This window comes from Streptomyces sp. NPDC107454, assembly GCF_055582885.1.
The window spans coordinates 235,355-261,947 of sequence record NZ_JBVJPA010000016.1; the positions used below are offsets into that span (position 1 = coordinate 235,355).

Genomic DNA, 26,593 nt, shown 5'->3' on the forward strand with positions numbered 1-26,593 from the left:
CAGGGAGCAACCGGAATGGGTTCGGTTCGCGTAGCCATCGTCGGCGTGGGCAACTGCGCCGCCTCGCTGGTGCAGGGCGTCGAGTACTACAAGGACGCCGACCCGGCGTCCAAGGTCCCGGGTCTGATGCACGTCCAGTTCGGCGACTACCACGTCGGTGACGTCGAGTTCGTCGCCGCCTTCGACGTCGACGCGAAGAAGGTCGGCCTCGACCTCTCCGACGCCATCGGTGCCAGCGAGAACAACACCATCAAGATCTGCGACGTCCCGAACAAGGGCGTCACGGTTCAGCGCGGCCACACCCTCGACGGTCTCGGCAAGTACTACCGCATGACCATCGAGGAGTCCGCCGAGGCGCCGGTCGACATCGTCCAGATCCTCAAGGACAAGCAGGTCGACGTCCTCGTCTGCTACCTGCCCGTCGGTTCCGAGGACGCGGCGAAGTTCTACGCCCAGTGCGCCATCGACGCCAAGGTCGCCTTCGTCAACGCTCTCCCGGTCTTCATCGCCGGCACCAAGGAGTGGGCGGACAAGTTCACCGAGGCGGGCGTCCCGATCGTCGGCGACGACATCAAGTCGCAGGTCGGCGCCACCATCACGCACCGTGTGATGGCGAAGCTGTTCGAGGACCGCGGTGTCCGTCTTGAGCGCACCATGCAGCTCAACGTCGGCGGCAACATGGACTTCAAGAACATGCTGGAGCGCGACCGCCTCGAGTCGAAGAAGATCTCGAAGACGCAGGCCGTCACCTCGCAGATCCCCGACCGCGACATGGGCGAGAAGAACGTCCACATCGGTCCCTCGGACTACGTGGCCTGGCTCGACGACCGCAAGTGGGCGTACGTCCGTCTCGAGGGCCGCGCCTTCGGTGACGTCCCGCTGAACCTGGAGTACAAGCTCGAGGTCTGGGACTCCCCGAACTCCGCGGGTGTCATCATCGACGCCCTGCGCGCCGCGAAGATCGCCAAGGACCGCGGCATCGGCGGCCCGATCCTGTCGGCGTCCTCGTACTTCATGAAGTCCCCGCCGGTCCAGTACTTCGACGACGAGGCCTTCGCCAACGTCGAGAAGTTCATCAAGGGCGAGGTCGAGCGCTAGCAAGACAGGCCTCCGAGCGCCGTCGAGTCATGGCGCGGAGCGCCGAGGGGCTTTTCGCTCCTGCCCGTCGAGGGTCCCTGGGTCTGTGACCCGGGGACCCTCCTCGTATGTGAGGCTGTGCCCCATGGCTGTCGTGCGTGACCTGCGCGTCCTCCTGCGCTTCCAAGGCTTCAGACGCCTGCTCGGTGTCCGGTTGCTGTCCCAGGGCGCGGATGGCGTCTACCAGGTCGCGCTCGCCACGTACGTCGTCTTCTCACCGGAGAAGCAGACCTCAGCGGCCGCCATCGCCTCCGCGATGGCGGTACTGCTCCTGCCGTACTCCCTGGTCGGCCCCTTCGCCGGCGTCCTGCTGGACCGCTGGCGGCGCCGCCAGGTCCTCCTGTACGGCAACCTGCTGCGGACCGCGCTGGCCTGCGTGACGGCCGTGCTGATGCTGAGCCATGTCCCCGCCTGGCTCTTCTACGCCTCCGCGCTGTGCGTCACCGCGGTCAACCGGTTCGTCCTCGCGGGCCTCTCGGCCGCCCTGCCCCGAGTCGTCGACTCCCACCGGCTGGTCATGGCCAACGCCCTGTCGCCCACCGCCGGAACACTCGCCGCGACCGCGGGCGGCGGTCTCGCGTTCGCCGTACGACTGGTCGCCTCGGACTCGGACGCGGCGGTCGTCCTCCTCGGTGCGACCCTCTATCTGTGCGCCGCGCTCGCCTCGCTGCGCATCGCACCGGAACTGCTCGGCCCCGATCAGGAATTGGTGCAGCCGAGCTTGCGGACGGCGCTCAGCGGCACCGCGCACGGTCTCGCGGCCGGTGTGCGCCATCTCGCCGAGCCCGCGCGGCGGGAGGCGGCCTGGGCGCTCCTGTCGATGACCCTGATGCGCTTCTGCTACGGCGCCCTGACCGTCATGGTGCTGATGCTGTGCCGGTACGCCTGGTCGTCCGACTCCGACGGCGGGCTCGCCCTGCTGGGCCTTGCGGTGGGCATCTCCGGGGCGGGCTTCTTCGTCGCGGCCGTGGTGACGCCCTGGGCGGTGGGACGACTGGGTCCCGGCGGCTGGATCGCCACGTGCGCGGCCGCGGCGGCGGTCCTGGAGCCGGCGCTCGGCCTCCCTTTCGAGGCGGCGCCCATGCTGGCCGCCGCCTTCGTTCTCGGGCTGACCACACAGGGCGCGAAGATCGCCACCGACACGATCGTGCAGTCCTCGGTCGACGACGGTTACCGCGGCCGGATCTTCTCCGTCTATGACGTCCTGTTCAACATCGCCTTCGTCGGCGCGGCCGCAGTAGCCGCCCTGATGCTGCCTCCTGACGGCCGCTCAGCTGCCCTCGTCGTCACGCTGGCCGCGGTCTACGCAGCAATTGCTGTTGCTATGGCCCGCTTTGAGATGCAGTAAGTGTCACATCAGGGCCACAGAGCCTCTCTGGGCTACTGCGTTGTCAGTCGGTCCCGATAACTTACGTGCGTCTTATTCGCGCCACGCGCTTACGTTTCTAGGGGGACCCCTAAGTGACCACTCCGCCGCCCCAGGGCCAGAACCCGTTTGCCCAGGGCCAGCAGCCCTACGGACAGCCGCCCCAGGGTCAGGCTCCGTACGGACCGCCGCCGCAGGGTTACCCGCAGCAGCCCGGCCAGCCCGGCTTCCCGCAGCAGGGGCCGATTGCCTACGCTCCGGTCGCACCGCAGCGCCCGAAGCGCGGCGTCAAGTGGTACCTGCGCATAGTCCTTGCTGTCGCGGGCCTGAGCGTCATCGTGGGCGGTTTGGTGCTCAACAACGACAGCGAGGACGCCAAGAAGCTGGCCGTCGGCGACTGCCTGTACAACAAGGGGACCGCGAACGACCCGGACGTCATCCAGGTCGACTGCGCCGACACCAAGGCCACGCACAAGGTCCTCAAGAAGGCGGACGGCGCCTCGCTTCCTTCACTGACGTGTCAGAACGTCACGGGGACGACGGCGACGCTGACGTGGAAGGAAACCGGCGAGTCCTTCACGCTGTGCCTCGGGTCCAACAAGTAGCCCGCGGATCTGGATGTGCCAAGGGGCGGTGTTTCACGTGAAACACCGCCGGGCGTCAAACGGTGCCGCATCAACTCCAGGATGTGGCGTCGTCGTACGTCCCGCCGCTGTGCGGGCAACAACGAACGCCAGCCATCGCTCTGAAGAACCTCAAATTCCTTGTTCCAGTGGGAAGTTAACTGCGATCATCTCGTCTCGTGCCGGCGATGACCACGCTGAGCGCAACAACCAGGAGACTTTTACTCCAGGAAACGGGGAATATTCATGAAGACTCGCACCGCCCGCGGAATAGCGGCGGCACTCAGTACCGCCGCCATCCTCACCGCCACCGCATCTCAAGTTTCGGCCGCCGAGGCCACGCAGACCGTGGCCAAGCAGAGCGATCCCGCCGCCACCCCGGCCGCGTACGCCAACTACCTGCTTCACTCTCACGAAGACGGTGCCGCTGATGCCCTCAAGAAGTTCCAGCACCTGACACGGGCCGAGCAGACCAAGTTCATCGGCTACCTTCACGACCCAGCCCTGCTCAAGTCATTCCTCGACAAAGCCGCGGACCAGAGCAACAGCATTTCCGCATACTCCCGGAATGCCAGCAGCGAGACGTCGCTGCGCAACGGCGACGTCACCATTGGGCAAGAGAGCACCATCAGCGGAGCTTCCGTCGCCGCGGCGCATCCGCTGCCCAACGGAAATCACACGGTGACGTACACCACCTATGTGAAGTACTTCGGCATCAAGGTCATAAAGCTCAGCCTGTGGGAGAACTTCCACAGCAATGGGCGGGACATCACCAAGGTGAACTACGCCGATGCTGGCAAGAAGAACCTCAGCGGAGTTATCAACCTTTCCAAGGGCACCCCAAAGAAGGTGCTGAGCGAGTGGGGCTGGTGCCCACGAGGTGGCCACTGCACCAGCGGCCACAACGCCGACGCCTCGGTCGTCTGGGAAGGCTCTGTGGTGTTCAGGGGGAGCGTCTTCCAGGTAGACAAGGAGCAGTGGATGAGGGCCGACGTCTACGGCAAGCTCATTAACTACTCCCTGCAGAACGTGTAGGCCAGGCGGATCAACACGATGCCTCGCTGACCCCTCTGGCTCATGGGAAGGGCGCCATGTTTCACGTGAAACATGGCGCCCTTCCCATGAGCTTCACTCCTGCTCGGCCCACCACTCCTTGAGCGCCGTCACCGCCGCGTCGTGCTCCATCGGCCCGTTCTCCAGCCTCAGCTCCAGCAGGAACTTGTACGCCTGACCGATGGCCGGGCCGGGGCCGATGCCCAGGATCTCCATGATCTGGTTGCCGTCGAGGTCGGGACGGATCGCGTCCAGCTCCTCCTGCTCCTGGAGCTCGGCAATGCGCTTCTCCAGGCCGCCATACGCCTGAGAGAGCGCCGTCGCCTTGCGCTTGTTGCGTGTAGTGCAGTCGGAGCGGGTCAGCTTGTGGAGGCGGTCGAGGAGCGGACCCGCGTCACGTACGTAGCGCCGGACCGCGGAGTCCGTCCACTCGCCGGTGCCGTATCCGTGAAAGCGCAGATGAAGTTCGACCAGCCGCGAGACGTCCTTCACGAGGTCGTTCGAGTACTTCAGCGCCGTCATCCGCTTCTTGGTCATCTTCGCGCCCACCATCTCGTGGTGGTGGAAGGAGACCCGCCCGTCCTTCTCGAAGCGCCGTGTCCTCGGCTTGCCGATGTCGTGCAGCAGCGCGGCGATCCGGAGCGTCAGGTCCGGACCATTTTCCTCGAGCGCCATGGCCTGTTCCAGGACGATCAGCGTGTGGTCGTAGACATCCTTGTGCCGGTGGTGCTCATCACGCTCCAGTCGCAGCGCGGGAAGCTCCGGCAGCACATGGTCGGCGAGGCCGGTGTCCACAAGCAGTGTCAGACCCTTGCGCGGGTGAGCGGAGAGGACCAGCTTGTTCAGCTCGTCCCGCACCCGCTCCGCCGAGACGATCTCGATGCGCCCGGCCATGTCCGTCATCGCGGCGACGACATCGGTGGCCACCTCGAAGTCGAGCTGCGCGGCGAACCTCGCGGCCCGCATCATCCGCAGCGGATCGTCGGAGAAGGACTCCTCGGGCGTACCCGGAGTGCGCAGGACCCGCGCGGACAGGTCGTCCCGACCGCCGTACGGATCGATGAACTCCTTCTCCGGCAGCGCCACGGCCATCGCGTTCACGGTGAAGTCACGGCGCACGAGGTCTTCCTCGATCGAGTCGCCGTAGGACACCTCGGGCTTGCGCGAGGTCCGGTCGTACGCCTCGGAGCGGTACGTCGTGATCTCGATCTGGAAGGACTGCTGTACGTCGTCCACGCGGGCGTCCTTCTGCGCGCCGACGGTGCCGAAGGCGATCCCGACCTCCCAGACGGCGTCCGCCCAGGGCCGCACGATCTTCAGTACGTCATCGGGGCGGGCATCGGTCGTGAAGTCCAGATCATTGCCGAGCCGGCCAAGGAGCGCGTCCCGGACCGAGCCACCGACCAGGGCGAGTGAGAACCCCGCCTCCTGGAAACGGCGGGCGAGGTCGTCGGCGACAGGGGACACCCGCAGCAGTTCACTCACCGCGCGGCGCTGCACCTGACTCAGGGCACTGGGGTTGTCTTCGTTGGCGTTCGGCACAACAGAAAAGGGTACGTGGCCGAGGCACTCGCGGGCGCCTCCATAAAATGTGCACAGCCATCCCCTTCTCATGCGGGGATCAATACTTACGCATACAGGACACTCGGCCCTGTCTACTGATCTTGTGGAGCGGTCCGCGGCACTTACCCTCAGCGCACATCGTTACCATGCGTGGACGCACATTCCGACGACCACTGACGATGACGAGGGACGGGCGAGCGCGTGGCCGAGGCGGCAGACTTCCAGGGGATGAGTCCCTCACCTGCCCGCCGGTGGCTGCGGCGCACCGGCACACTGCTGGCCGGTGCGCCTCTGCTGGCCGGCGTGCTCCAGCTGCCCTCTTCCCCGGCCGCACACGCCGCTCAGACGGCCGCTGTGGCCGATGCCACCGGGTCCGGCACGGTGGACGTCTCTCTCGACTCGCTGACCCCCAGCGCGCCCACGGAGGGCGACACGATCACCGTCTCCGGTTCGGTCACCAACAAGGGCAAGCAGACGGTCACGGACGCGCACGTGGGCCTGCGGGTGGGCCCGACCCTCCCTGGCCGGGTCGCCATCGACGACGCGGAGAAGCGCACCGGGTTCCAGCTGGGCCCGGACCCCCTGGAGATCGGCGGCAAGTACGTCGAGAAGTTCTCCAAGCTCGCCGCGGGCGTCTCGCAGCACTTCAGCATCTCGGTGCCCGTCAAGGACCTGAACCTGGACTCCGACGGGGTGTACCAGCTCGGCGTCTCCCTCACCGGCCAGACCGCCGCGCAGCCCTGGGACCAGGTGCTCGGCATCGAGCGGACGTTCCTGCCCTGGCAGCCCGCCGGCGCCGACACGAAGACGAAGACGACGTATCTCTGGCCACTGATCTCGACGGTCCACCTGCGGGCGGAGACCGGCTCGAACGCGCAGCAGACGCCTGTTTTCCAGAACGACGACCTGGCCAAGGAGATCTCCCCCGGAGGCCGCCTGGACCAGCTCCTGTCCCTGGGCAGCGACCTCGACGTCACCTGGGTCCTCGACCCGGACCTGCTGGCCTCCGTCGACGCCATGACGCGCAGCTACCAGATCAAGAACGGCGACACCACGACGGCGGGCAAGAACCAGGCCGTCGCCAAGGCGTGGCTCGACAAGCTCGAGAAGACCGTCGCGGACAAGGAAAAGGAAGTCGTCGCTCTCCCCTTCGCCGACCCCGACCTGGCGTCGCTGGCGCACAACGGCAAGGACGTCACGGGCTCCCTCAGCCACCTCAAGGACGCCACAGACGTGGCCTCCAGCACAGTGCAGACGATCCTCCATGTGAAGCCGAACACGGACTTCGCCTGGCCCTCCGAGGGCGCGGTCGATCCGTCGATCGTCAAGGTCGCCACCTCCGCAGGGGCCGACAAGGTGATCGCCCGCAGCGACAGCCTGCGTGAGACCGGCGGGCTCACCTACACGCCCACCGCCGCCCGCCCCATCGGGGGCGGCACGACGGCGGTGGTCGCGGACTCCAGGCTGTCGACCGCGTTCGAGGGCGACATGGCGAAGGCCGACAACTCGACGCTCGCCGTGCAGGAATTCCTGGCCCAGAGCCTGATGGTCGATCTGCAGGAGCCGAGCAAGCAGCGGAGCATCGTCGTCGCCCCGCAGCGCATGCCCTCCGTGAGCCAGGCCCAGACCATGGCGACGGCGGTGAGGGCCCTCCAGGACGGGAACTGGTCCGACTCCCAGAACCTCTCCGCGGCCGCCAAGGCCAAGCCGGACCCGAGCGCCACGACAAAGGTGCCCTCGGCGTACTCGTACCCCTCCTCGCTGCGCAAGCAGGAGCTGCCGCGGTCGGCCTTCGAGCAGATCCAGCGCACACAGAGCACGCTCGACAACTTCAAGGTCATCCTCACCGACAAGTCCCGCGTGGTCACTCCCTTCGGTCGGGCCATAGACCGAGGGATGTCCACGTCCTGGCGCGGCCGTGCCGACCAGGCGGAGACCTTCCGCAAGGGCGTCGAGTCGTACCTCGACGACCTCACCGGTCTCGTCAGGCTGATCGACAAGTCCGACGCGAAGCTCTCGGGCCGCAGCGCCACGATCCCCGTGACGGTGCAGAACAACCTCGTGCAGGGCGTCCACCACCTGGTGCTGCGTCTCACCTCACAGCAGCCGACCCGACTCAAGATCGGCGACGACGCCTTCGACGAGCGGCCGATCCAGGTCGCGGGCGAGCACAGCCAGTCGGTGAAGTTCACCACCTCCGCCAAGGCCAACGGTCCGGTGACGGTCGTCGCGCAGTTGTTCACGGACGACGGCCAGGCGTACGGTCCCCCCGTCAAGTTCGAAGTGAAGGTCACCGAGATCACTCCCACAGTGATGCTGGTGATCGGCGGTGGCGTCCTGCTGCTCGTGCTCGCCGGATTCCGGATGTACACCCAGCGCAAGCGCGCGGCAGCCCGCCAGGCCGAGGAGGAGCAGGAGAACACCCCCGACACCGAGGGCGAGGCCCCGAACGGCGTGAACACGGACGCCGAGGGCACCGTAGACACTACTGAGGACACCGAGCGCTCCAAGGACGGTCCCGACGGGGAGTCCACGACGGAGTCCGGGGCAGACGCCCCGGAGCACCCGAGTGACCCGACACCGGACACCGCACCGGAAAGCACCGACCCGTCCGGCACGGGTGAGAGAGTGGACCGTTGAGCGATGTCGTGGCCGGTGGGCCCGGGGACGATGAGGTGGGGTAACCATGAACGCGCCGTACGACGGTGACCGCGGCCAGGGCGCGGGCAACTCGGGCTACCCCGAGGGCTACCCGGACCACGCCGCGGGCGGCTCGGGCTACCCCGAGGGCTACCCGGACCAGGGCATGGCCAACGCCGGCTACCCCGAGGGGTACCCGGAGGGGCCACCGGTCGACCCCGCGCAGCAGCAGCAGGGGCAGTACCAGGACATGTACTTTCAGGACGCCTATACCCAGGACCCGTACCGGGCGCAGGACCTCGCCGCCCAGGATCCGGTGACCGAGGCGCTCTACGACCGCGCGGCGCACCCCCCGCCGCCCCCGGGCTCCTACTACCCGCAGCAGCCGCTCTACGCCCAGCCGCCCACCTCGCAGTACACCCCCGACCCCCGTGTGTGGGCCCAGACGCCCCCGCCGGAGCCCGCGGGCCCGATGCGGCATCTGCCCTACGGCGAGGACGCCCGCACGACCCAGTTCGTCGGCGTGGACGACCTCGTGACCCAGGCCGGCGAGCAGCAGCACGAGCCCGACGCCTTCGCCCACCTCTTCCGCGACCAGGGCCAGGCAGGCACCCGTACGTCCGTCGCCCCGCCCGGCGTACCGTCGCCGGCCCACGAGCAGGCTCCGGCGGCCCCGCAGACCCCCGCGCCCGAACCGGCGCCCACCGCGAAGAAGCCCGCCGGACGCGCGTCGGGCCTGCTGAAGTCGAGCGCGGTGATGGCGGCGGGCACGCTGGTGTCCCGGCTCACCGGCTTCATCCGCTCCGCACTGATCGTCTCGGCCCTGGGTATCGGCTTCCTGGGCGACTCCTTCCAGGTCGCGTACCAGCTGCCGACGATGATCTACATCCTCACCGTGGGCGGTGGCCTCAACTCGGTCTTCGTGCCCCAGCTGGTACGGGCCATGAAGGACGACGAGGACGGCGGCGAGGCCTTCGCCAACCGGCTGCTGACCCTGGTCATGGTGGCGCTCGGCCTACTCACCGCACTCGCGGTCTTCGCCGCCCCGCTGCTCGTCCGGATGCTGTCGACGTCGGTCGCGAACAACCCCGCGGCCAATGAGGTCGCCGTCACCTTCACCCGCTACTTCCTGCCCACGATCTTCTTCATGGGCATCCACGTGGTGATGGGCCAGATCCTCAACGCCCGCGGGAAATTCGGCGCGATGATGTGGACCCCGGTCCTGAACAACATCGTCATCATCGTGACGCTCGGCATGTTCATCTGGGTGTACGGCACCGCGGCGAACTCCGGCATGGAGGTCACCAACATCCCGCCGGACGGGCAGCGGCTCCTCGGCATCGGCGTCCTCCTCGGCCTCGTGGTGCAGGCCCTCGCGATGATTCCGTATCTGCGCGAGACCGGATTCCGGATGCGGCTGCGCTTCGACTGGAAGGGCCACGGCCTCGGCAAGGCCGCGATGCTCGCCAAGTGGACCGTGCTCTTCGTCCTCGCGAACCAGGCCGGCGCCCTCGTCGTCACCCAGCTGGCCACCGCCGCCACCAATGACAGCAAGGTCAAGGGTGTCGGCTTCTCCGCCTATGCCAACGCCCAGCTCGTGTGGGGTCTGCCGCAGGCCATCATCACGGTCTCGTTGATGGCGGCGCTGCTGCCGCGCATCGCCCGTTCGGCCCATGAGGGAGACGGCGGAGCCGTCCGTGACGACATCTCGCAGGGCCTGCGCACGACTGCCGTGGCCATCGTGCCGATCGCCTTCGGCTTCGTCGCCCTGGGCATCCCGATGTGCACCCTGATCTTCGGTTCCTCGGGCACCAGCGAAGCCACCAACATGGGCTTCATGCTCATGGCCTTCGGCCTCGGCCTGATCCCGTACTCCGTGCAGTACGTCGTCCTGCGTGCCTTCTACGCGTACGAGGACACGCGCACCCCCTTCTACAACACGGTCATCGTCGCCGCCGTCAACGCCGTGGCCTCCGCCGCGTGCTACTTCGTGCTTCCGGCCCGCTGGGCCGTGGTCGGCATGGCCGCCTCCTACGGTCTCGCCTACGCGATCGGCGTCGGTGTCGCCTGGAGCAGGCTGCGCAAGCGGCTCGGCGGTGACCTGGACGGCACCCGTGTCCTGCGCACGTACGCCCGTCTCGGCATCGCCTCGGTGCCCGCGGCCCTGCTGAGCGGCGCGGCCTGCTACGGCATCGGGCACACCCTCGGACAGGGCGTCGGGGGCTCCCTGGCGGCCCTCCTCGCGGGCGGCATCGCCCTGCTCGGCGTCTTCTACATCGCCGCGCGGAAGATGCGCATCGAAGAACTCAACTCAATGGTCGGAATGGTCCGCGGGCGCCTGGGGCGCTGAGGCGGGGGTACGCGCACAACCATCGCCCGTCGCCGTGTGTCGTGCATAGCGCCGGACTGTGGGCACAATTGGTTTCTGCGTCGGACAGCGCGCAACGAATGGGGAGGCGGGAACGACGGTGGCGGAACGGAGCACAGCTGCCGTCGACGTGGCAGACAACAGCGGCGACGAGCCGCTGACCGCCAAGGCGGACCAGTCCACGTCCGACGGGGTGGCCCAGAACCGGGAGCGGGAGACGGACAGCGAAGAGGCACAGGGGAGCGGCGGGACCGAGAGTCCCGGAAAGGCCTCACCGCCCGAATTGCACAGCGGACACAAACTCGCCAGGCGTTACCGCCTCGAGGAGTGTGTCACCCGTCTGGACGGTTTCAGCAGTTGGCGTGCGGTGGACGAGAAACTCCGCCGCGCCGTCGGCGTGCATCTCCTGCCCGCCGACCATCCACGGGCCCGCTCCGTACTGGCGGCGGCCCGTTCCTCGGCCCTGCTGGGCGATCCCCGGTTCGTCCAGGTCCTGGACGCGGTCGAGGAGAACGACCTCGTCTATGTGGTGCACGAGTGGCTGCCGGACGCCACGGAGCTGACCGCGCTGCTGGCCTCGGGCCCGCTGGAGGTGCACGAGGCCTACCAGATGGTCAGCCAGGTCTCCCAGGCCATGGCCGCCGCTCACCGTGAGGGCCTCGCACATCTGCGGCTGACGCCCAGTGCCGTGCTGCGCACCTCGTCCGGCCAGTGGCGCATCCGTGGGCTCGCCGTGAACGCCGCGCTGCGCGGCATCAGCTCGGACACCCCGCAGCGCACCGACACGGAGGCGATCGGGGCGCTCCTGTACGCCGCGCTCACCCAGCGCTGGCCCTACGACAACGACGCCTACGGTCTGTCCGGGCTGCCCAAGGGGGTCGGCCTCATCGCCCCCGACCAGGTACGCGCCGGTGTCCACCGGGGCCTGTCGGAGCTCGCCATGCGTGCGCTCGCCAACGACGGCGCGACCGCCTCCCGCCACGAGACTCCGTGCACCACGCCGGAGGAACTGGTGAAGGCGATCGCCGAGATGCCCCGCATCCGCCCGCCGGAGCCCACGTTCACGGCCCCGCCGGAGTACCAGCGCACCTCGTACCAGCAGGGCAGCTACGGTCGCCCGGCGCCCCACATGGGCTCCACGCAGCCTGTGACGGCCCCGCCGCCCCCTCTGCAGAGCCGTACCGGCAAGGCCCTCAAGTGGGCCGTGTCGGCCCTCCTGATCGCCGCCCTGGGCCTCGGCAGCTGGCAGCTCGCGGATGCCCTGATGGATCACGCAAAGTCCGACGACACACAGAAGACCAAGACGACGGACGGCAACGGCAAGGACACCGACAAGACCAAGCCGGTCAAGCCGATCGCCATCAAGGGTGCACAGGAGTACGTCGCGAAGGGTGACGCCCAGGCGCCCGGGGACGTCGGCAAGACGTACGACGGCGACAGCTCGACGTATTGGCGTAGCAAGAGCTTCGTGGACGGTCCGGAGATGAAGCCCGCCTTCAAGCCCGGCGTCGGCATCGTCTACGACCTCGGTTCGCAGCAGACCGTCACGGCGGCTTCGATAGGGCTCCGGTACCCCGGTGATCACACGACGATCACCCTCTATGGGACGGACTCGATGAGTTCCTCGACGTCGGTGGACTCGATGACGAAGATCGGGACCATCACGACGAGCGGCACCAGCGCGAAGATCACGGTCAGCCAGAAGGCGAAGACTCGGTACGTACTGCTCTGGATCACGGCGATGCCCTACGCGTCCGGTGATCAGTACAGCGGCGCCGGCTACAAGCAGGCCATCACGGACGTGAAGTTCACCGGCTGACGTTCGTCGACGAAGGGGAGGGGGTCCGATGGCCGATGAAACCGGATACGGCGACGCAAGCGATCAGGACCTCCTCGCCCGTCACGTAGAGGGCGACCACGAGGCCTTCGGCGAGATCGTGCGGCGTCATCGCGACCGGCTCTGGGCAGTCGCCCTGAGGACGCTGGGAGACCGCGAGGAGGCCGCTGACGCCGTCCAGGACGCGCTGGTCTCCGCCTACCGGGCCGCTCACACCTTCCGCGGCCAGTCGGCCGTCACGACCTGGCTGCACCGCATCACGGTGAACGCCTGCCTGGACCGCGCCCGCAAGGCCGCATCCAGGAAGACGTCTCCCGTCGATGACACCGAACGCCTGGAACAGCTCCTCGAACCGCACGAGTCCGCCTCCGCCCCGGCCGAGCGCAACGATCTGCACCGCGAGCTGCTGACAGCACTGAGTACGCTCCCGGCCGACCAGCGCGCCGCTCTCGTCCTCGTGGACATGCAGGGCTACCCCGTCGCAGAGGCGGCCCGCGTCCTCGATGTACCCGTCGGCACGGTGAAAAGCCGTTGTGCACGGGGCAGAGCCAGACTGCTGCCACTGCTCACCCATCTCCGTGCCGAAAACGGAAGCGGCGAGGGCGGCAACAAGTCGGGCGGCGGAAGGAACCGGACGCAGGGGACATCCGTCCCACCGGCAGCGGGACCGCACGATGCAGGTCCACGCGATGCAGGGCCAAGCGATTCAGCTGCTGTGAAGGGCGGAGGTGGGCGAGCGTGACATCCACGACGGATACGGCCGGGCACCCGGATGTCGCGGAGATCTCCGACCTCTCCGAGGGGCTGCTCCCGCCCTCCCGCACCGCGGACGTACGGCGACACCTCGACGAGTGCGTGCTCTGCGCCGACGTGTACGACTCCCTGGAGGAGATCCGGGGACTGCTCGGCACTCTGCCGGGCCCCACACGCATGCCCGATGATGTGGCCGGCCGTATCGATGCGGCCCTTGCCGCGGAGGCTCTCCTGAGTGCCACGGCGCCCGACCGTGAAGCGGCCGATGACGACAGCGCGAGTGTTTCACGTGAAACATCGCTCGCTGGGGTTTCACACACGTCGGGCGAACCGAGCCCCGCTTCCCTCACTGACCGTCCCTCGGGACGTCCCCACGCTGCCACCGGTCCCGGTCGCTCGCGTCGGGGCCGCCGTGGGCGCCGCAGGGTGGTCGTTCTCGGCACGGTGTTCACGGCCGCCGCTCTCGGGCTGGGCACGATCCTCGTACAGTCGCTGGGCGACGGCTCCGGCAAGAGCCCGCAGACGGTGACGCAGCAGGGAGCGAAGGACACTTTCTCCGAGGGGAAGCTGAAGACTCAGGTCGCGGATCTCCTCGCGAAGAACAAGAGCGCGAGCACCCCCTCCGCCAGCCCGAAGCGTCCTTGGGGAGTCCAGTCCAATGACGCGGGCAACGGGTCCGCCGGGGTCGACACCTTGATCACACCCACGGTGCAGGTCCCCGACTGCATTCAGAAGGGGACCGGAAGCACCGCGACGATCCTCGCGGCGCAGCAGGGCACGTACAAGGGGACGACGGTGTATCTCGTCGTAGTGCCCGATGCCTCCGACAGCACGAAGGTCACGGCGTACATCGTCGAAGCCGCGTGCGTAAAGCAGGCTTCGGCGTCCCCGGGCAAGCTTCTGCTGACGCACTCGTACGCCCGTTCCTGAGCGCCTCCGGGTCGACCGGCCGCCTCCCCAATAACCCCATGGGCTCTCTGTGCGGTGTCCCGTCTCCGTGTGCCCGGACACAGAGGGAATGCAAGCCCCTTAGGATCCGTTGGGTGGGGTGAGAGTTCTGAGAGAGGCTCCCACCGGTAGTACGCAGCAGTCTCCAGAGACGAGGAATCAAGCCGTGAGCGACGTCCGTAACGTGATCATCATCGGATCCGGGCCTGCCGGCTACACGGCAGCGCTCTACACCGCGCGCGCGTCGCTGAAGCCGCTGGTCTTCGAAGGCGCCGTCACCGCCGGTGGTGCGCTGATGAACACCACCGAGGTGGAGAACTTCCCCGGTTTCCAGGACGGCATCATGGGCCCCGAGCTCATGGACAACATGCGCGCCCAGGCCGAGCGTTTCGGTGCCGAGCTGATCCCGGACGACGTCGTCGCTGTCGACCTGACGGGCGAGATCAAGACCGTCACGGACACCGCGGGCACCGTGCACCGCGCCAAGGCCGTCATCGTCACGACGGGCTCGCAGCACCGCAAGCTCGGTCTGCCCAACGAGGACGCGCTCTCCGGACGCGGCGTCTCGTGGTGCGCGACCTGTGACGGCTTCTTCTTCAAGGACCAGGACATCGCCGTGATCGGCGGTGGCGACACCGCGATGGAGGAGGCCACCTTCCTCTCCCGGTTCGCCAAGTCCGTGACGATCGTGCACCGCCGTGACACCCTGCGCGCCTCCAAGGCGATGCAGGAGCGTGCCTTCGCCGACCCGAAGATCAACTTTGTCTGGGACAGCGAGATCGCCACTATCGAGGGCGACCCCAAGCTGGCCGGCCTGAAGCTGCGCAACCTCAAGACCGGTGAGATCTCCGACCTGACGGTGACCGGCCTGTTCATCGCGATCGGCCACGACCCGCGCACCGAGCTCTTCAAGGGCCAGCTCGACCTGGACGACGAGGGCTACCTCAAGGTCGAGGCGCCTTCGACCCGGACGAACCTGACCGGTGTCTTCGGCGCCGGTGATGTCGTCGACCACACGTACCGCCAGGCGATCACCGCGGCCGGCACCGGCTGCTCCGCCGCCCTCGACGCCGAGCGCTACCTCGCTGCCCTCGCGGACAGCGAGACCGCTGCGGCTGCCACCGTCTGACCCCCGTCCGCCCCACCGCACCAACCAGTTAAGGAGCCCGCCGTGGCCGGCACCCTGAAGAACGTGACCGACGATTCCTTCGAGCAGGACGTCCTCAAGAACGACAAGCCCGTCCTGGTGGACTTCTGGGCCGCCTGGTGCGGTCCGTGCCGTCAGATCGCGCCGTCCCTCGAGGCGATCGCCGCGGAGTACGGCGACCAGATCGAGGTCGTCAAGCTCAACATCGATGAGAACCCGGGTACGGCCGCCAAGTACGGCGTCATGTCCATCCCGACCCTGAACGTCTACCAGGGTGGCGAGGTCGCCAAGACCATCGTGGGTGCGAAGCCGAAGGCCGCGATCGTCCGCGACCTGGAGGACTTCATCACCGAGGGCGCCGAGAAGACCGCCTGACCGGAAGTGCCGTCCTTCAACGACGGCGATGTTTCACGTGAAACACGAATGGGCCAGCCCGGAAGGGCTGGCCCATTCGCATGACGGAGGAGTGGCGTCGGCAGACGGCTACACGGCTACACGGCTACACGGCTACACGGCTACACGGCTACACGGCTACAGAGGACGAAGCGCTGGTTCCTTCTGTACCGCTCCCAGGAGGCGGTCCAGAGCCAACTCCACGTCTTCCTTCCAGGAGAGCGTCGTCCGCAGCTCCAGCCTCAGACGGGGGTACCTGGGGTGGGGGCGCACCGTCTTGAAGCCGACCGCGAGGAGATGGTCGGCGGGGAGCACACAGGCCGGTTCCTTCCACCGTGCGTCCCCAAAAGCCTCGATCGCCTTGAACCCTCGGCGCAGCAGATCCTTGGCGACCGTCTGCACCATCACCCGGCCGAGTCCCTGCCCCTGGTAACCCGGCATGATGAAGGCGGTCATCAGCTGGACGGCATCCGGTGAGACCGGGCTCGTGGGGAACGCGGTGGAGCGGGGTACGTAGGCGGGGGGCGCGTACAGCACGAAGCCCACCGGTACGTCGTCCACGTAGACGACACGGCCGCAGGATCCCCACTCCAGAAGGACGGCGGAGATCCACGCCTCCTTCTCGAGTTCGGGCCTTCCCGCCTTTACTGCGGCTTCCCCACTGACGGGATCCAGTTCCCAGAAGACACACGCGCGACAGCGCTTGGGAAGGTCCGGAAGGTTGTCCAGCGTGAGCGGTACGAGCCGGCGCCCCATGAAGGATGTTCCTCGCTTCCTTCGCCCGCAGCGTCGCGAGCGGCTGTCAGAGCGCTTCGCTCCCTGAGCAGGCTGCCGATGAACCCACCGACCGCCCCCAGTCCCAGGCCCGCGGTCACCAGTCCGGTACGGCTCACGGTTTGCATGGCCCCCGCCTCCCCAATGAAGGTGCCGCCAGGTGGATGCGCCATACCCGATCGCATCGTATCCACGATGCGATTGCATCGATACTGCCTGAAAGCAAAGAGCAGGCCGTGTTCCGGTACACACCGGACACGGCCCGCTCTTGTGATCGACCGGCGGGAACCGTCCCGTCGTCGTGCGACTCAGGCCTCCGTGTCCTCGGAGTCGTCCTCCAGGAGACTCCTCTGGAGAACGCCTCCCTCACCGGGGGCGAGAGAGCTGAGAATCCGCTCGAGGTCGTCCATCGAGGCGAACTCGACCGTGATCTTTCCCTTCTTCTGCCCCAGGTCGACCTTCACGCGGGTCTCGAAGCGGTCCGAGAGACGAGTGGCAAGGTCACTCAGTGCCGGGGAGAGCCGAGTGCCGGCCCGTGGTCCCTTGGAGCGCGGAGCGGTCTGAGGGCGCGACTCCATGAGGGTGACGATCTCCTCGACGGCCCGCACCGACAGCCCCTCGGCCACGATGCGGTGGGCCAGCCGGTCCTGCTCCTCCGAGTCCGCGACGGAGAGCAGAGCGCGGGCGTGGCCCGCGGAGAGTACTCCGGCGGCGACACGACGCTGAACCGCCGGCGAGAGCTTCAGCAGCCGCAGAGTGTTGGAGACCTGCGGGCGCGAGCGGCCGATACGGTCTGCCAGCTGGTCGTGCGTGCAGTTGAAGTCCTGCAGCAGCTGGTCGTAGGCGGCTGCCTCCTCCAGCGGGTTCAGCTGGGCGCGGTGCAGGTTCTCCAGCAGCGCGTCCAGGAGAAGCTTCTCGTCCTCCGTGGCCCGCACGATCGCAGGAATGGCCTCAAGCCCCGCCTCACGGCAGGCACGGAAGCGCCGCTCACCCATGATGAGCTCGTAGCGCGCCGGACCCACCTGACGCACGACGACCGGCTGGAGAAGCCCGACCTCCTTGATGGAGGTAACCAGCTCGGCAAGAGCGTCCTCGTCGAACACCTCACGGGGCTGACGCGGGTTGGGGGTGATGTAGTCGAGAGGCAGTTCAGCGAAGTGAGCACCGACAGGCGCGGAGGGCACCTCCGCGGTCCCGATCGTCGGCGACTCCTCTGTTTCATGTGAAACAGGCGGCAGTGTGGTCACCTTCGCCGCGGCGACCCCGCGCTCTGCCGTGAGCACGGGTCCAGCCGCCGACGAGGCGGAGACTCCGCCTGCCGGCGAGGGAACCGTCTTCTCTGTCGGAGCCGCGGGGATCAGTGCGCCGAGGCCCCGCCCCAGCCCTCGTCGTCGCTCACTCACTGGATCCCCTCCACCATGTTCTGACTGTTCTGTACGCCCACATGGGCGTTCTGCGCGTCGTACGCCACTCCGACTCCGCGGAGGGCGATTTCTCGTGCGGCCTCAAGATACGAGAGGGCGCCGCTCGACCCTGGATCATAGGTCAGCACCGTCTGGCCGTAGCTCGGGGCCTCGGAGATACGGACCGAGCGAGGAATGCTCGTCCGCAGCACCTCGTCACCGAAGTGGCTGCGCACCTCGTCCGCGACCTGGGACGCGAGGCGCGTCCGGCCGTCGTACATGGTGAGCAGGATCGTCGAGACATGGAGGTTGGGGTTGAGATGCCCCCGCACCAGGTCGACGTTACGCAGAAGCTGGCCCAGTCCTTCCAACGCGTAGTACTCACACTGGATAGGAATGAGGACCTCCGCACCGGCGACCAGCGCGTTGACCGTGAGGAGGCCGAGCGACGGCGGGCAGTCGATGAGGATGTAGTCCAGCGGCTGCTCATACGCCTGGATCGCTCGTTCCAGACGGCTCTCTCGTGCCACCAGGGACACCAGCTCGATCTCCGCACCGGCGAGATCGATCGTGGCAGGCGCACAGAAGAGGCCCTCGACATCGGGGACCGGCTGGACGACTTCGGAGAGCGGCTTGCTGTCAATCAGCACGTCATAGATGGAAGGCACCTCGGCGTGATGATCGATGCCGAGTGCGGTCGAGGCGTTGCCCTGAGGGTCGAGGTCGATCACCAGGACACGGCCGCCATGCAGGGCAAGCGAGGCAGCAAGGTTGACCGTGGTCGTGGTCTTGCCCACCCCACCCTTCTGGTTGGCGACGACCATGACGCGGGTCTGTTCGGGCCGTGGCAGGCCCTCACCGGCGCGACCCAGCGCCTCCACCGCCAGTTGGGCAGCACGACCAATAGGAGTGTCGTCCATTGGGGGCGGTGTTTCACGTGAAACATCCTCCCCCATCGACTCGGTACGGGGACCGGGGACCGGATCGGTCATCGGTCCCGCGATGTTGGCGTCGGACCGCAAGGATTCACTCTCCTCGACTTCAGGCTCGCAATGAACAGAGCCTCCCATGTCTTCGGGGTCGTGAACCAGCGAGGCCCGTTCTTCTGTGGAGAAATCCACCTCTGTGGACAACTCCGCACCCTCCGCGAGTGAACCAAGAGGCTTCCGGTCGCGGGGTTCGGCCGCGGCGCGGCCGCGACTGATGATGCCGTGCAGCAGTGAGCGACGTTTCACGTGAAACACGATGCCTAGCGGCCAGGGCCATCACGGCGCGACACTCCGAGATGCGTAGGTTTGGCAGCTTGTGTGGAGTACGGCCCGTCGTCAGGACGGATCAGCCAGAGTGATAAAAAACTCCCGGCTCCGCCCTGCGGAACCGGGAGTCCACGATCCATTGCGCGCTCAGGATCAGCGCCGTCGGCGCGTCCGTCCCGTACGGGCCGCCTTCGCCCTCTTCGCGGCGAAGCGCACGCCACCCGGACTCTCCCCGACCTCGACCCGCACCACGGTCGACAGCGGGTCCACAATGCCCTCACCGACGTGCAGGATCGACGTCTCCACGGCGCCGAGCTTACTGAGGGCCGTCGCGGCGCTCTTCAGCTCCTCTTCGGCGGTGTCGCCCTTGAGAGCCAGCATCTCGCCGTACGGGCGGAGCAGGGGGATGCCCCATGCCGCCAGCCGATCCAGTGGAGCGACAGCCCTGGCCGTCACCACGTGGACCGCCGGCAGCTTTCCCATGACCTCCTCGGCGCGGCCGCGCACGACGGTGACATGGTCGAGGCCGAGGAGCTCGACGACCTCGGTGAGGAAGTTGGTCCGCCGCAGCAGCGGTTCCAGCAGGGTGATCTTGATGTCGTCCCGGACGAGGGCCAGCGGAATTCCGGGCAGCCCCGCGCCGGAGCCGACGTCGCACACGGTCACGCCTTCAGGCACGACCTCGGAGAGCACCGCGCAGTTCAGCAGGTGCCGTTCCCACAGCCGGGGCACCTCGCGGGGGCCGATCAGCCCCCGCTGCACTCCCGCCTCGGCCAGCAGCTCCGCGTACCGGACCGCGTCCGCGAAGCGATCGCCGAATACCTCGCGCGCCTGCTCGGGCGCAGGGGGAAGCTCCGCTGCCTCCGTCACGGGGACCGTCCTTCCGTACCGCATAAGCGCGCTGAGCGCTGACCACCAGGGCTATCAGGGATTACCAGGAACTACGAGGGACTATCAGGCTGACAAAGTTCGGCCCCGCCTGCTCAACAGACGGGGCCGAAGAAACCTTCGTACCGATCAGGCGGGAAGCACGACGACGAAGCGCTGCGGCTCCTCACCCTCGGACTCACTGCGCAGACCCGCGGCCTTGACCGCGTCGTGGACGACCTTGCGCTCGAAGGGCGTCATCGGCTTCATCTTCACCGGCTCGCCGGAGCTCTTCACCTCGGCCGCGGCCTTGGCGCCCAGCTCGGAGAGCTCCTCGCGCTTCTTGGCGCGGTAGCCCGCGATGTCCAGCATCAGCCGGCTGCGGTCCCCGGTCTCCCGGTGAACGGCCAGGCGCGTGAGCTCCTGGAGGGCCTCGAGCACCTCGCCGTCGCGACCGACCAGCTTCTGCAGGTCACGGCTGCTGGCGTCGCTGATGATCGAGACAGCGGCGCGGTCGGCCTCGACGTCCATGTCGATGTCGCCGTCGAGATCGGCGATGTCCAGCAGACCCTCGAGGTAGTCCGCCGCGATCTCGCCTTCCTGCTCAAGGCGGGTCAGGGTGTCGCCCTCAGCGGCGGCGGAGGTGGTGCCTTCCGTCACGGGATGGACTCCTTCTTACTTCTTGGACGGGGACTTGGGCCGCTGCGGACCCTTGCGCTGTCCGGACTGGGCTTTGCTGCGGGTACCGGTGCCAGGCTTGTTGCCGCCGCCTGCCGGCTTGGCGGCGGGCGGCGCGTCCTGCGGCTCGTCGGACTTGGTCAGCGAGGTCTTCGGCTCGGGTTCACCCGCCGCCTTCGCCCCACCGGCCGCCGTGCCCGACTGACGCTGGGACTTGGACTGGCGCTTCGGCTGCTGACGCTTGGGGGCGCCACCAGTGGTGGTCGTGGTGCCGTCCTCGGCCTCGACAGTCGCCTCGGCCTGACCCTTCACCACAGTGCCGTCAGCCTGGGCCACCAGGCCCACCTTGGTCAGGCTGTTGATGAACTTGCGCTCGAACTCGTTACGGTCGCGGCCCTTGGCGACGATCGCCTTGACGATGGCCTTCTCGCCACGGCTGCGCGTCTTCTCGTGGTGCGTGACGTGCTTCTGCAGGCGCTCGAGGTATGCGGCCTGAGCCTTGGAACCCGGCGTCGGGTTGTTGCGGATGACGTACATCTGCTGGCCCATGGTCCACACGTTGGTGGTCAGCCAGTAGACGAGGACACCGACCGGGAAGTTGATGCCGAAGACGGCGAACATGACCGGGAAGACGTACATCAGCATCTTCTGCTGCTGCATGAAGGGCGTCTTCACCGTGGTGTCGACGTTCTTCGTCATCAGCTGGCGCTGCGTGTAGAACTGCGACGCCGACATCATCACGATCATGATCGCGGTGACGACCCGGACATCGGTCAGCGAGGCACCGAGGGCCTCGACCTTGGACTGTCCGTCCGTGAACTTCGCGGCCAGCGGGGCGCCGAAGATGTGCGCCTTACGAGCGCTGGCCAGCAGCGATTCGTTGATGACGCCGATCGTCGAGCCGGTCGCGATGCCGTTGAGCACGTGGTACAGAGCAAAGAAGAACGGCGACTGCGCCAGGATGGGAAGGCACGAGGAGAGCGGGTTGGTACCCGACTCCTTGTACAGCTTCATCATCTCTTCGGACTGGCGCTGCTTGTCGTTCTTGTAGCGCTCCTGGATCTTCTTCATCTCGGGCTGCAGTGTCTGCATGGCCCGAGTGGCCTTGATCTGCTTCACGAAGAGCGGGATCAGGCAGATACGGATCAGGATCACCAGGGACACGATGGACAGGCCCCAGGCCCAGCCCGTATCGGGACCGAAGATCTTCCCGTACACAGAGTGGAACTGGACGATGACCCAGGAAACGGGTGTCGTGATGAAGCTGAAAAGACTGGCAATCGTGTCCACTAATCAGGCTCCTTGAGCATGGGACGGGGTCTCGGCGGCCGGGCTCGAGGGATGGTCGGACATTCCATGACCCTCAATGGCCGGTTCGGCGGCGGAGTTCCCGCCCTTGCGTGCGCGCCAGGCGTTACGCAGCATTTCGTGCCACCGCGGACGCTTGCGCGGCGGAACATGGTCCACGCCGCCCAGCGACCACGGATTGCACCGGAGGATGCGCCAGGCGGTGAGTGCCGTTCCCTTGATCGCACCGTGCCGATCGATGGCTTGGTAGCCGTAGTGGGAGCACGACGGGTAGTACTTGCACACCGGCCCGAGCAGCGGGCTGATCGTCCACTGGTACAGCTTGATAAGAGCCAGCAGCGGGTACTTCATCGCGCGCCCCCTCCCAGCAGCCGCTGAAGGGCGGCATCCAGGTCTCGGGCCAGCTGTTCATGGTCGGCGTCGCCCGCACCGGGCAGCGCTCGTACGACTACCAGGCTACCGGGGGGCAACTGGGCGACTCGGTCACGCATCAAATGGCGAAGTCTGCGCTTCACCTTGTTGCGGACAACCGCTCCACCCACGGCCTTGCTCACGACGAAACCCGCACGCGTCGGGGGAGCGCTCTCCCCAGGCGCGTGCGGGTCCGTTGCACCGCTACGTAGATGGACGACGAGGAGCGGGCGTCCGGCCCGGCGTCCTCGGCGTACCGCGGTCGCGAAGTCCTCGCGCCGCCTCAGCCGATGCTCGGTAGGCAGCACGACATCATGACCTGTTGTTATCAGGCGGACAGGCTGGCGCGACCCTTGCCACGGCGGTTCGCGAGAATCGCGCGGCCGGCACGGGTGCGCATCCGCAGGCGGAAGCCGTGGGTCTTGGCGCGACGACGGTTGTTCGGCTGGAAGGTGCGCTTGCTCACTCGGGGGCTCCAGAAAGAATCGGTGGTGGCGGGGTGCCGTCCTGGCTGTCACCGTGCGCCCACGAGGTAGCTCGCATTACGCCCGAGTGCACCGCTTCCCGATCACTCTTCGCGATCTGTGCCCATCGGAGGCAGGCGGCAGCAGCCATCGACAACTCGACCTGGTTACGGTACGCGCGGCTGCGCCATCCGGTCAAACCAGCTCCTGCCCGGGAGACACTATCCACAGGCTGGGGACAACAACTTGAACCGCAGCGGTCGCCCTGACTACCGTGGCTGAACTCCGATTCGTTCCCTTCCCACCGCCCCAGCGGATTTGTTCCCACCGCACCACCCGACTGACTTCCCAACCTGTTCCCAGAACCACACGTTCGTGGGACCCATGAGAGAGCGTGCCCTGTGGCTGACGTACCTGCCGATCTTGCCGCAGTGTGGCCACGAGTACTGGAACAGCTCCTCGGTGAGGGCCGCGGTCAGGGCGTGGAGGCGAAGGACGAGCACTGGATCAAGCGCTGCCAGCCGCTGGCACTGGTCGCGGACACCGCGCTGCTCGCGGTTCCGAACGAATTCGCGAAGGGCGTCCTCGAAGGACGTCTCGCGCCGATCGTCAGTGACACGCTGAGCCGCGAGTGCGGCCGCCCGATCCGCATCGCGATCACCGTCGACGACTCGGCCGGGGAACCCCAGCCTCCGACACCGCCCGCCCCCCAGGCCCGCTACGACGAGCCCGAGCTCCCCTCGGGCTCAGGCCAGGGCCGTGACGCGTACGACGGTCAGAGCGGCGACGAGCGAAACCCCTACGGCGGCCAGGGCGGCGAGGACCGCAACAGCTACGGCGGCCAGGGCCGTGACGAGCGCCACGCCTACGACTCCCAGGGCCGCGAAGACCGGGGCGGCTACGACTCTCCGGGCCGTGACGAGCGCAACCCCTATGACGCTCAGCGCCGCGACGGGTACGAGGGGTACGGCCGCCACCGCGCGGACGACCACCGGGGTGACCACCGGGGCCCCCGCTCCGACCAGCTCCCGGGCGCCCCCGGCGACCAGCTGCCGCCCGGCCGCTCCGACCAGTCCCGCGCGGACCACCTGCCGACCGCCCGCCCCGCCTACCCGGACTACCAGCGTCCCGAGCCCGGCGCCTGGCCGCGGCACAGCCAGGACGACTACGGCTGGCAGCAGCAGCGTCTCGGATTCCCCGACCGCGACCCGTACGCCTCGCCCTCGCAGGACTACCGGCCGCAGTCGATGGAGCGCCCGCCCTACGAGCAGCAGCGCCAGGACTACGACCAGCCGCGCTCCGAGTACGAGCGCCCCGACCGCCGCGACCTCCAGGAGCCGTCCTCGGGCGGTGCGCCGTCGCACCGCGGCGGCCCCTCGCTGCCGTCCTCCAGCGGCGCTCCCGGCCCGCTGGGCGCGAAGCCCGCGCCGGCGTCCGGTCCGGGCGAGCCCACCGCGCGCCTCAACCCGAAGTACCTCTTCGACACGTTCGTCATCGGCGCCTCCAACCGCTTCGCACACGCGGCCGCGGTCGCCGTCGCCGAGGCGCCGGCGAAGGCGTACAACCCACTCTTCATCTATGGGGAGTCGGGTCTCGGCAAGACGCACCTGCTGCACGCGATCGGGCACTACGCGCGCAGCCTCTACCCGGGTACGAGGGTGCGGTACGTGAGCTCCGAGGAGTTCACGAACGAGTTCATCAACTCCATCCGCGACGGCAAGGGCGACAGCTTCCGCAAGCGGTACCGCGAGATGGACATCCTGCTGGTCGACGACATCCAGTTCCTGGCGGACAAGGAGTCGACGCAGGAGGAGTTCTTCCACACCTTCAACACACTCCACAACGCGAACAAGCAGATCGTGCTCTCCAGCGACCGGCCGCCCAAGCAGCTGGTGACCCTGGAGGACCGGCTGCGGAACCGTTTCGAGTGGGGTCTGATCACGGACGTCCAGCCGCCCGAGCTGGAGACCCGTATCGCCATCCTTCGTAAGAAGGCGGTGCAGGAGCAGCTCAACGCTCCGCCGGAGGTGCTCGAGTTCATCGCGTCCCGGATCTCGCGCAACATCCGCGAGCTGGAAGGCGCGCTGATCCGGGTGACGGCGTTCGCGTCGCTCAACCGGCAGCCGGTGGATCTCGGGCTCACGGAGATCGTCCTGAAGGACCTGATCCCGGGCGGCGAGGACTCCGCCCCGGAGATCACCGCGACCGCGATCATGGCGGCCACCGCGGACTACTTCGGCCTCACGGTGGACGACCTGTGCGGGTCCTCACGCAGTCGCGTCCTGGTGACCGCGCGGCAGATCGCCATGTATCTGTGCCGCGAGCTCACCGATCTCTCGCTGCCGAAGATCGGCGCGCAGTTCGGCGGCCGCGACCACACCACCGTCATGCACGCCGACCGCAAGATCCGCGCGCTGATGGCCGAGCGCCGCTCCATCTACAACCAGGTCACCGAGCTCACCAACCGCATCAAGAACGGCTGACAGGCGCGGCGGTACGCCGCCGAGGGCGCCCCCGGGACACGGTCCCGAGGGCGCCTTTCGCTGTTCCGGCGCGCGGCTCCGGCGGCGCGGCACCAGCCCAGAGTTCCAGCCCGCAGTTCCGGCCCACGGCTCCGGCCCACGGCTCTCGCGCGCGCCGCGCGGGATTCCGGCAGCCGTCCCAGAGGCTCCGTCACCCGGCTCCGAGAGCGCCCCGGAGGGTGCTGGACCTCGCTCCGAGGGGCCCGCAAGGGGGCTGAGACCCGGCCCCAAGGGGGCTTCGAGGGCTTCTGGGGCCCGCTGCGAGGCGGCCGGCCCTCGTTTCACCGCTACCGGAACGACATCAGCTGTTCGAATACGAGCCGGGTTACGGCCACTCTCCACAGATTCGGTGACTTTCTGGCATCCACACCCTGGGGACCGCGAAGTTGTCCCGATCGTGTCCACAGGGGCCGCTGTTGAAAGACCATCAGACCAGGTCAGCCCCCTGTGGATTCGTGGACGAAGACTCTCCACAGACTGTGGACGAAGAAAAGATCCACAGGGTGTGCACGAAGTTGTCCACCGACGACCCACAGGCTGGAGCCGGTTGTCCCCAGCCATCCCCAGCTTCTCCACACCCCTGTCCACTGTTCGGCAACGTGACGCGCCCGATCACCGTGTCGAGTGAAAGGCGTCACACCAAGGTGCCGGATTGGCCTGTGGGGAACGTGGGTAAAGCTGGGGACGGATCTGGGGAGAAGTGGCCCGAGGCTGTGCATCGAGTGTGCAGAACTTTTCGTCGTCCACAGAGACCCCCGGTTGTCCACCGCCTTCGCCCACAGGGTCAGTGGACAAAAAATCCCAGCTGACCTGCGAAAACGCGGTTATCCACGGTTTCCACAGGCCCTACTACTAAGACCAACTAGATAGAGGCTGGGAATCGTTTCGAAGACGGGGCTGTGCACAACTCGCTCTCGGAGGCTCTGGTGCCGCTCGGCACGACTTGACCCCGAGGGGCACCGACTGTCAGTGCGGTGCGTCAGACTGGTCCCCGGTGTCCTTCCCGCCACAGGGCTGAACGACACCGAGTCAGACGACGAAGGCCAGCAGGGCGAGAGCGCCGGCAACAGACGGAGGCGGCA

At 67.6% G+C, this 26,593-nt stretch carries 22 protein-coding genes; 12 read left to right on the top strand and 10 right to left on the bottom strand.

Annotated elements, in window-relative coordinates; all coding sequences use genetic code 11:
- Positions 1–15: 15 nt before the first annotated feature.
- The 4 genes from ACZ69M_RS37135 to ACZ69M_RS37150 all read left to right on the top strand — a co-directional run bounded on the left by ACZ69M_RS37135 (position 16) and on the right by ACZ69M_RS37150 (position 4,161).
- A complete protein-coding gene (locus ACZ69M_RS37135; RefSeq protein WP_067376714.1) occupies positions 16–1,098 on the top strand; it encodes an inositol-3-phosphate synthase in 1,083 nt (360 codons plus the stop codon).
- Between the two features lie 124 nt (positions 1,099–1,222).
- Positions 1,223–2,485 carry an MFS transporter gene (locus ACZ69M_RS37140; RefSeq protein ID WP_470056963.1) on the top strand — a complete coding sequence of 421 codons (1,263 nt, stop codon included), beginning with the start codon at positions 1,223–1,225 and terminating at the stop codon, positions 2,483–2,485.
- 113 nt (positions 2,486–2,598) lie between these two features.
- Positions 2,599–3,108 carry an LppU/SCO3897 family protein gene (locus tag ACZ69M_RS37145; protein ID WP_470056965.1) on the top strand — a complete coding sequence of 170 codons (510 nt, stop codon included), beginning with the start codon at positions 2,599–2,601 and terminating at the stop codon, positions 3,106–3,108.
- Positions 3,109–3,372: 264 nt separating this feature from the next.
- Positions 3,373–4,161, top strand: coding sequence for a hypothetical protein (locus tag ACZ69M_RS37150; protein ID WP_470056966.1), 789 nt, complete (start codon positions 3,373–3,375; stop codon positions 4,159–4,161).
- Between the two features lie 93 nt (positions 4,162–4,254).
- On the opposite strand, the gene ACZ69M_RS37155 is transcribed toward ACZ69M_RS37150, so the two are convergent.
- On the bottom strand, positions 4,255–5,721 hold the full coding sequence (locus ACZ69M_RS37155) for a CCA tRNA nucleotidyltransferase (RefSeq protein WP_470056967.1): 1,467 nt from the start codon (positions 5,719–5,721) through the stop codon (positions 4,255–4,257).
- Positions 5,722–5,943: 222 nt separating this feature from the next.
- On the opposite strand from ACZ69M_RS37155, the gene ACZ69M_RS37160 reads away from it, so the two are divergent.
- The 7 genes from ACZ69M_RS37160 to trxA all read left to right on the top strand — a co-directional run bounded on the left by ACZ69M_RS37160 (position 5,944) and on the right by trxA (position 15,810).
- On the top strand, positions 5,944–8,382 hold the full coding sequence (locus ACZ69M_RS37160; protein WP_470056968.1) for a DUF6049 family protein: 2,439 nt from the start codon (positions 5,944–5,946) through the stop codon (positions 8,380–8,382).
- A 46-nt stretch (positions 8,383–8,428) separates the two neighbouring features.
- Entirely contained in the window at positions 8,429–10,732 is a 2,304-nt protein-coding gene (gene murJ, locus ACZ69M_RS37165; RefSeq protein WP_470056970.1) for a murein biosynthesis integral membrane protein MurJ, read from the top strand.
- 118 nt (positions 10,733–10,850) lie between these two features.
- The gene (locus ACZ69M_RS37170) at positions 10,851–12,569 is read left to right on the top strand and encodes a protein kinase family protein (RefSeq protein ID WP_470056972.1); all 1,719 of its coding nucleotides are present in this window, start codon (positions 10,851–10,853) and stop codon (positions 12,567–12,569) included.
- Between the two features lie 28 nt (positions 12,570–12,597).
- Positions 12,598–13,329 carry an RNA polymerase sigma factor SigM gene (sigM, locus tag ACZ69M_RS37175; RefSeq protein WP_470056973.1) on the top strand — a complete coding sequence of 244 codons (732 nt, stop codon included), beginning with the start codon at positions 12,598–12,600 and terminating at the stop codon, positions 13,327–13,329.
- A complete protein-coding gene (locus tag ACZ69M_RS37180) occupies positions 13,326–14,270 on the top strand; it encodes an anti-sigma factor family protein (protein WP_470056975.1) in 945 nt (314 codons plus the stop codon). The genes sigM and ACZ69M_RS37180 overlap by 4 nt, the downstream gene beginning before the upstream one ends.
- 184 nt (positions 14,271–14,454) lie before the next feature.
- Entirely contained in the window at positions 14,455–15,417 is a 963-nt protein-coding gene (gene trxB / locus ACZ69M_RS37185; RefSeq protein ID WP_470056977.1) for a thioredoxin-disulfide reductase, read from the top strand.
- A 42-nt stretch (positions 15,418–15,459) separates the two neighbouring features.
- Positions 15,460–15,810 carry a thioredoxin gene (gene trxA, locus ACZ69M_RS37190; RefSeq protein WP_470056979.1) on the top strand — a complete coding sequence of 117 codons (351 nt, stop codon included), beginning with the start codon at positions 15,460–15,462 and terminating at the stop codon, positions 15,808–15,810.
- A 156-nt stretch (positions 15,811–15,966) separates the two neighbouring features.
- Here the strand turns inward: trxA and ACZ69M_RS37195 are convergent, their stop codons facing one another.
- The 9 genes from ACZ69M_RS37195 to rpmH all read right to left on the bottom strand — a co-directional run bounded on the left by ACZ69M_RS37195 (position 15,967) and on the right by rpmH (position 22,991).
- Complete coding sequence (locus ACZ69M_RS37195; protein WP_054236435.1) at positions 15,967–16,584, bottom strand: GNAT family N-acetyltransferase; 618 nt, start codon at positions 16,582–16,584, stop codon at positions 15,967–15,969.
- 326 nt (positions 16,585–16,910) lie between these two features.
- Entirely contained in the window at positions 16,911–18,005 is a 1,095-nt protein-coding gene (locus tag ACZ69M_RS37200; RefSeq protein ID WP_470056981.1) for a ParB/RepB/Spo0J family partition protein, read from the bottom strand.
- Positions 18,002–19,075: a ParA family protein gene (locus ACZ69M_RS37205; RefSeq protein WP_075031515.1), complete on the bottom strand. Its 1,074-nt coding sequence runs from the start codon at positions 19,073–19,075 to the stop codon at positions 18,002–18,004. The genes ACZ69M_RS37200 and ACZ69M_RS37205 overlap by 4 nt, the downstream gene beginning before the upstream one ends.
- A gap of 339 nt (positions 19,076–19,414) precedes the next feature.
- On the bottom strand, positions 19,415–20,131 hold the full coding sequence (rsmG, locus tag ACZ69M_RS37210; protein WP_097285442.1) for a 16S rRNA (guanine(527)-N(7))-methyltransferase RsmG: 717 nt from the start codon (positions 20,129–20,131) through the stop codon (positions 19,415–19,417).
- A 147-nt stretch (positions 20,132–20,278) separates the two neighbouring features.
- Positions 20,279–20,788 carry a Jag family protein gene (locus ACZ69M_RS37215; protein ID WP_060901646.1) on the bottom strand — a complete coding sequence of 170 codons (510 nt, stop codon included), beginning with the start codon at positions 20,786–20,788 and terminating at the stop codon, positions 20,279–20,281.
- A gap of 15 nt (positions 20,789–20,803) precedes the next feature.
- Positions 20,804–22,096: a membrane protein insertase YidC gene (gene yidC / locus ACZ69M_RS37220; RefSeq protein ID WP_470056984.1), complete on the bottom strand. Its 1,293-nt coding sequence runs from the start codon at positions 22,094–22,096 to the stop codon at positions 20,804–20,806.
- A gap of 3 nt (positions 22,097–22,099) precedes the next feature.
- The gene (yidD, locus tag ACZ69M_RS37225; protein WP_054236429.1) at positions 22,100–22,465 is read right to left on the bottom strand and encodes a membrane protein insertion efficiency factor YidD; all 366 of its coding nucleotides are present in this window, start codon (positions 22,463–22,465) and stop codon (positions 22,100–22,102) included.
- A complete protein-coding gene (rnpA, locus tag ACZ69M_RS37230) occupies positions 22,462–22,833 on the bottom strand; it encodes a ribonuclease P protein component (RefSeq protein WP_075031495.1) in 372 nt (123 codons plus the stop codon). Before rnpA ends, yidD begins: the two co-directional genes overlap by 4 nt.
- A 20-nt stretch (positions 22,834–22,853) precedes the next feature.
- Positions 22,854–22,991, bottom strand: a complete 138-nt coding sequence (gene rpmH, locus ACZ69M_RS37235; RefSeq protein ID WP_006381191.1) for a 50S ribosomal protein L34 — start codon at positions 22,989–22,991, stop codon at positions 22,854–22,856.
- A gap of 399 nt (positions 22,992–23,390) precedes the next feature.
- Here rpmH and dnaA point away from each other — a divergent pair, with 399 nt between their 5' ends.
- The gene (gene dnaA, locus ACZ69M_RS37240) at positions 23,391–25,472 is read left to right on the top strand and encodes a chromosomal replication initiator protein DnaA (RefSeq protein ID WP_470056987.1); all 2,082 of its coding nucleotides are present in this window, start codon (positions 23,391–23,393) and stop codon (positions 25,470–25,472) included.
- The last annotated feature ends 1,121 nt before the right edge of the window (positions 25,473–26,593 follow it).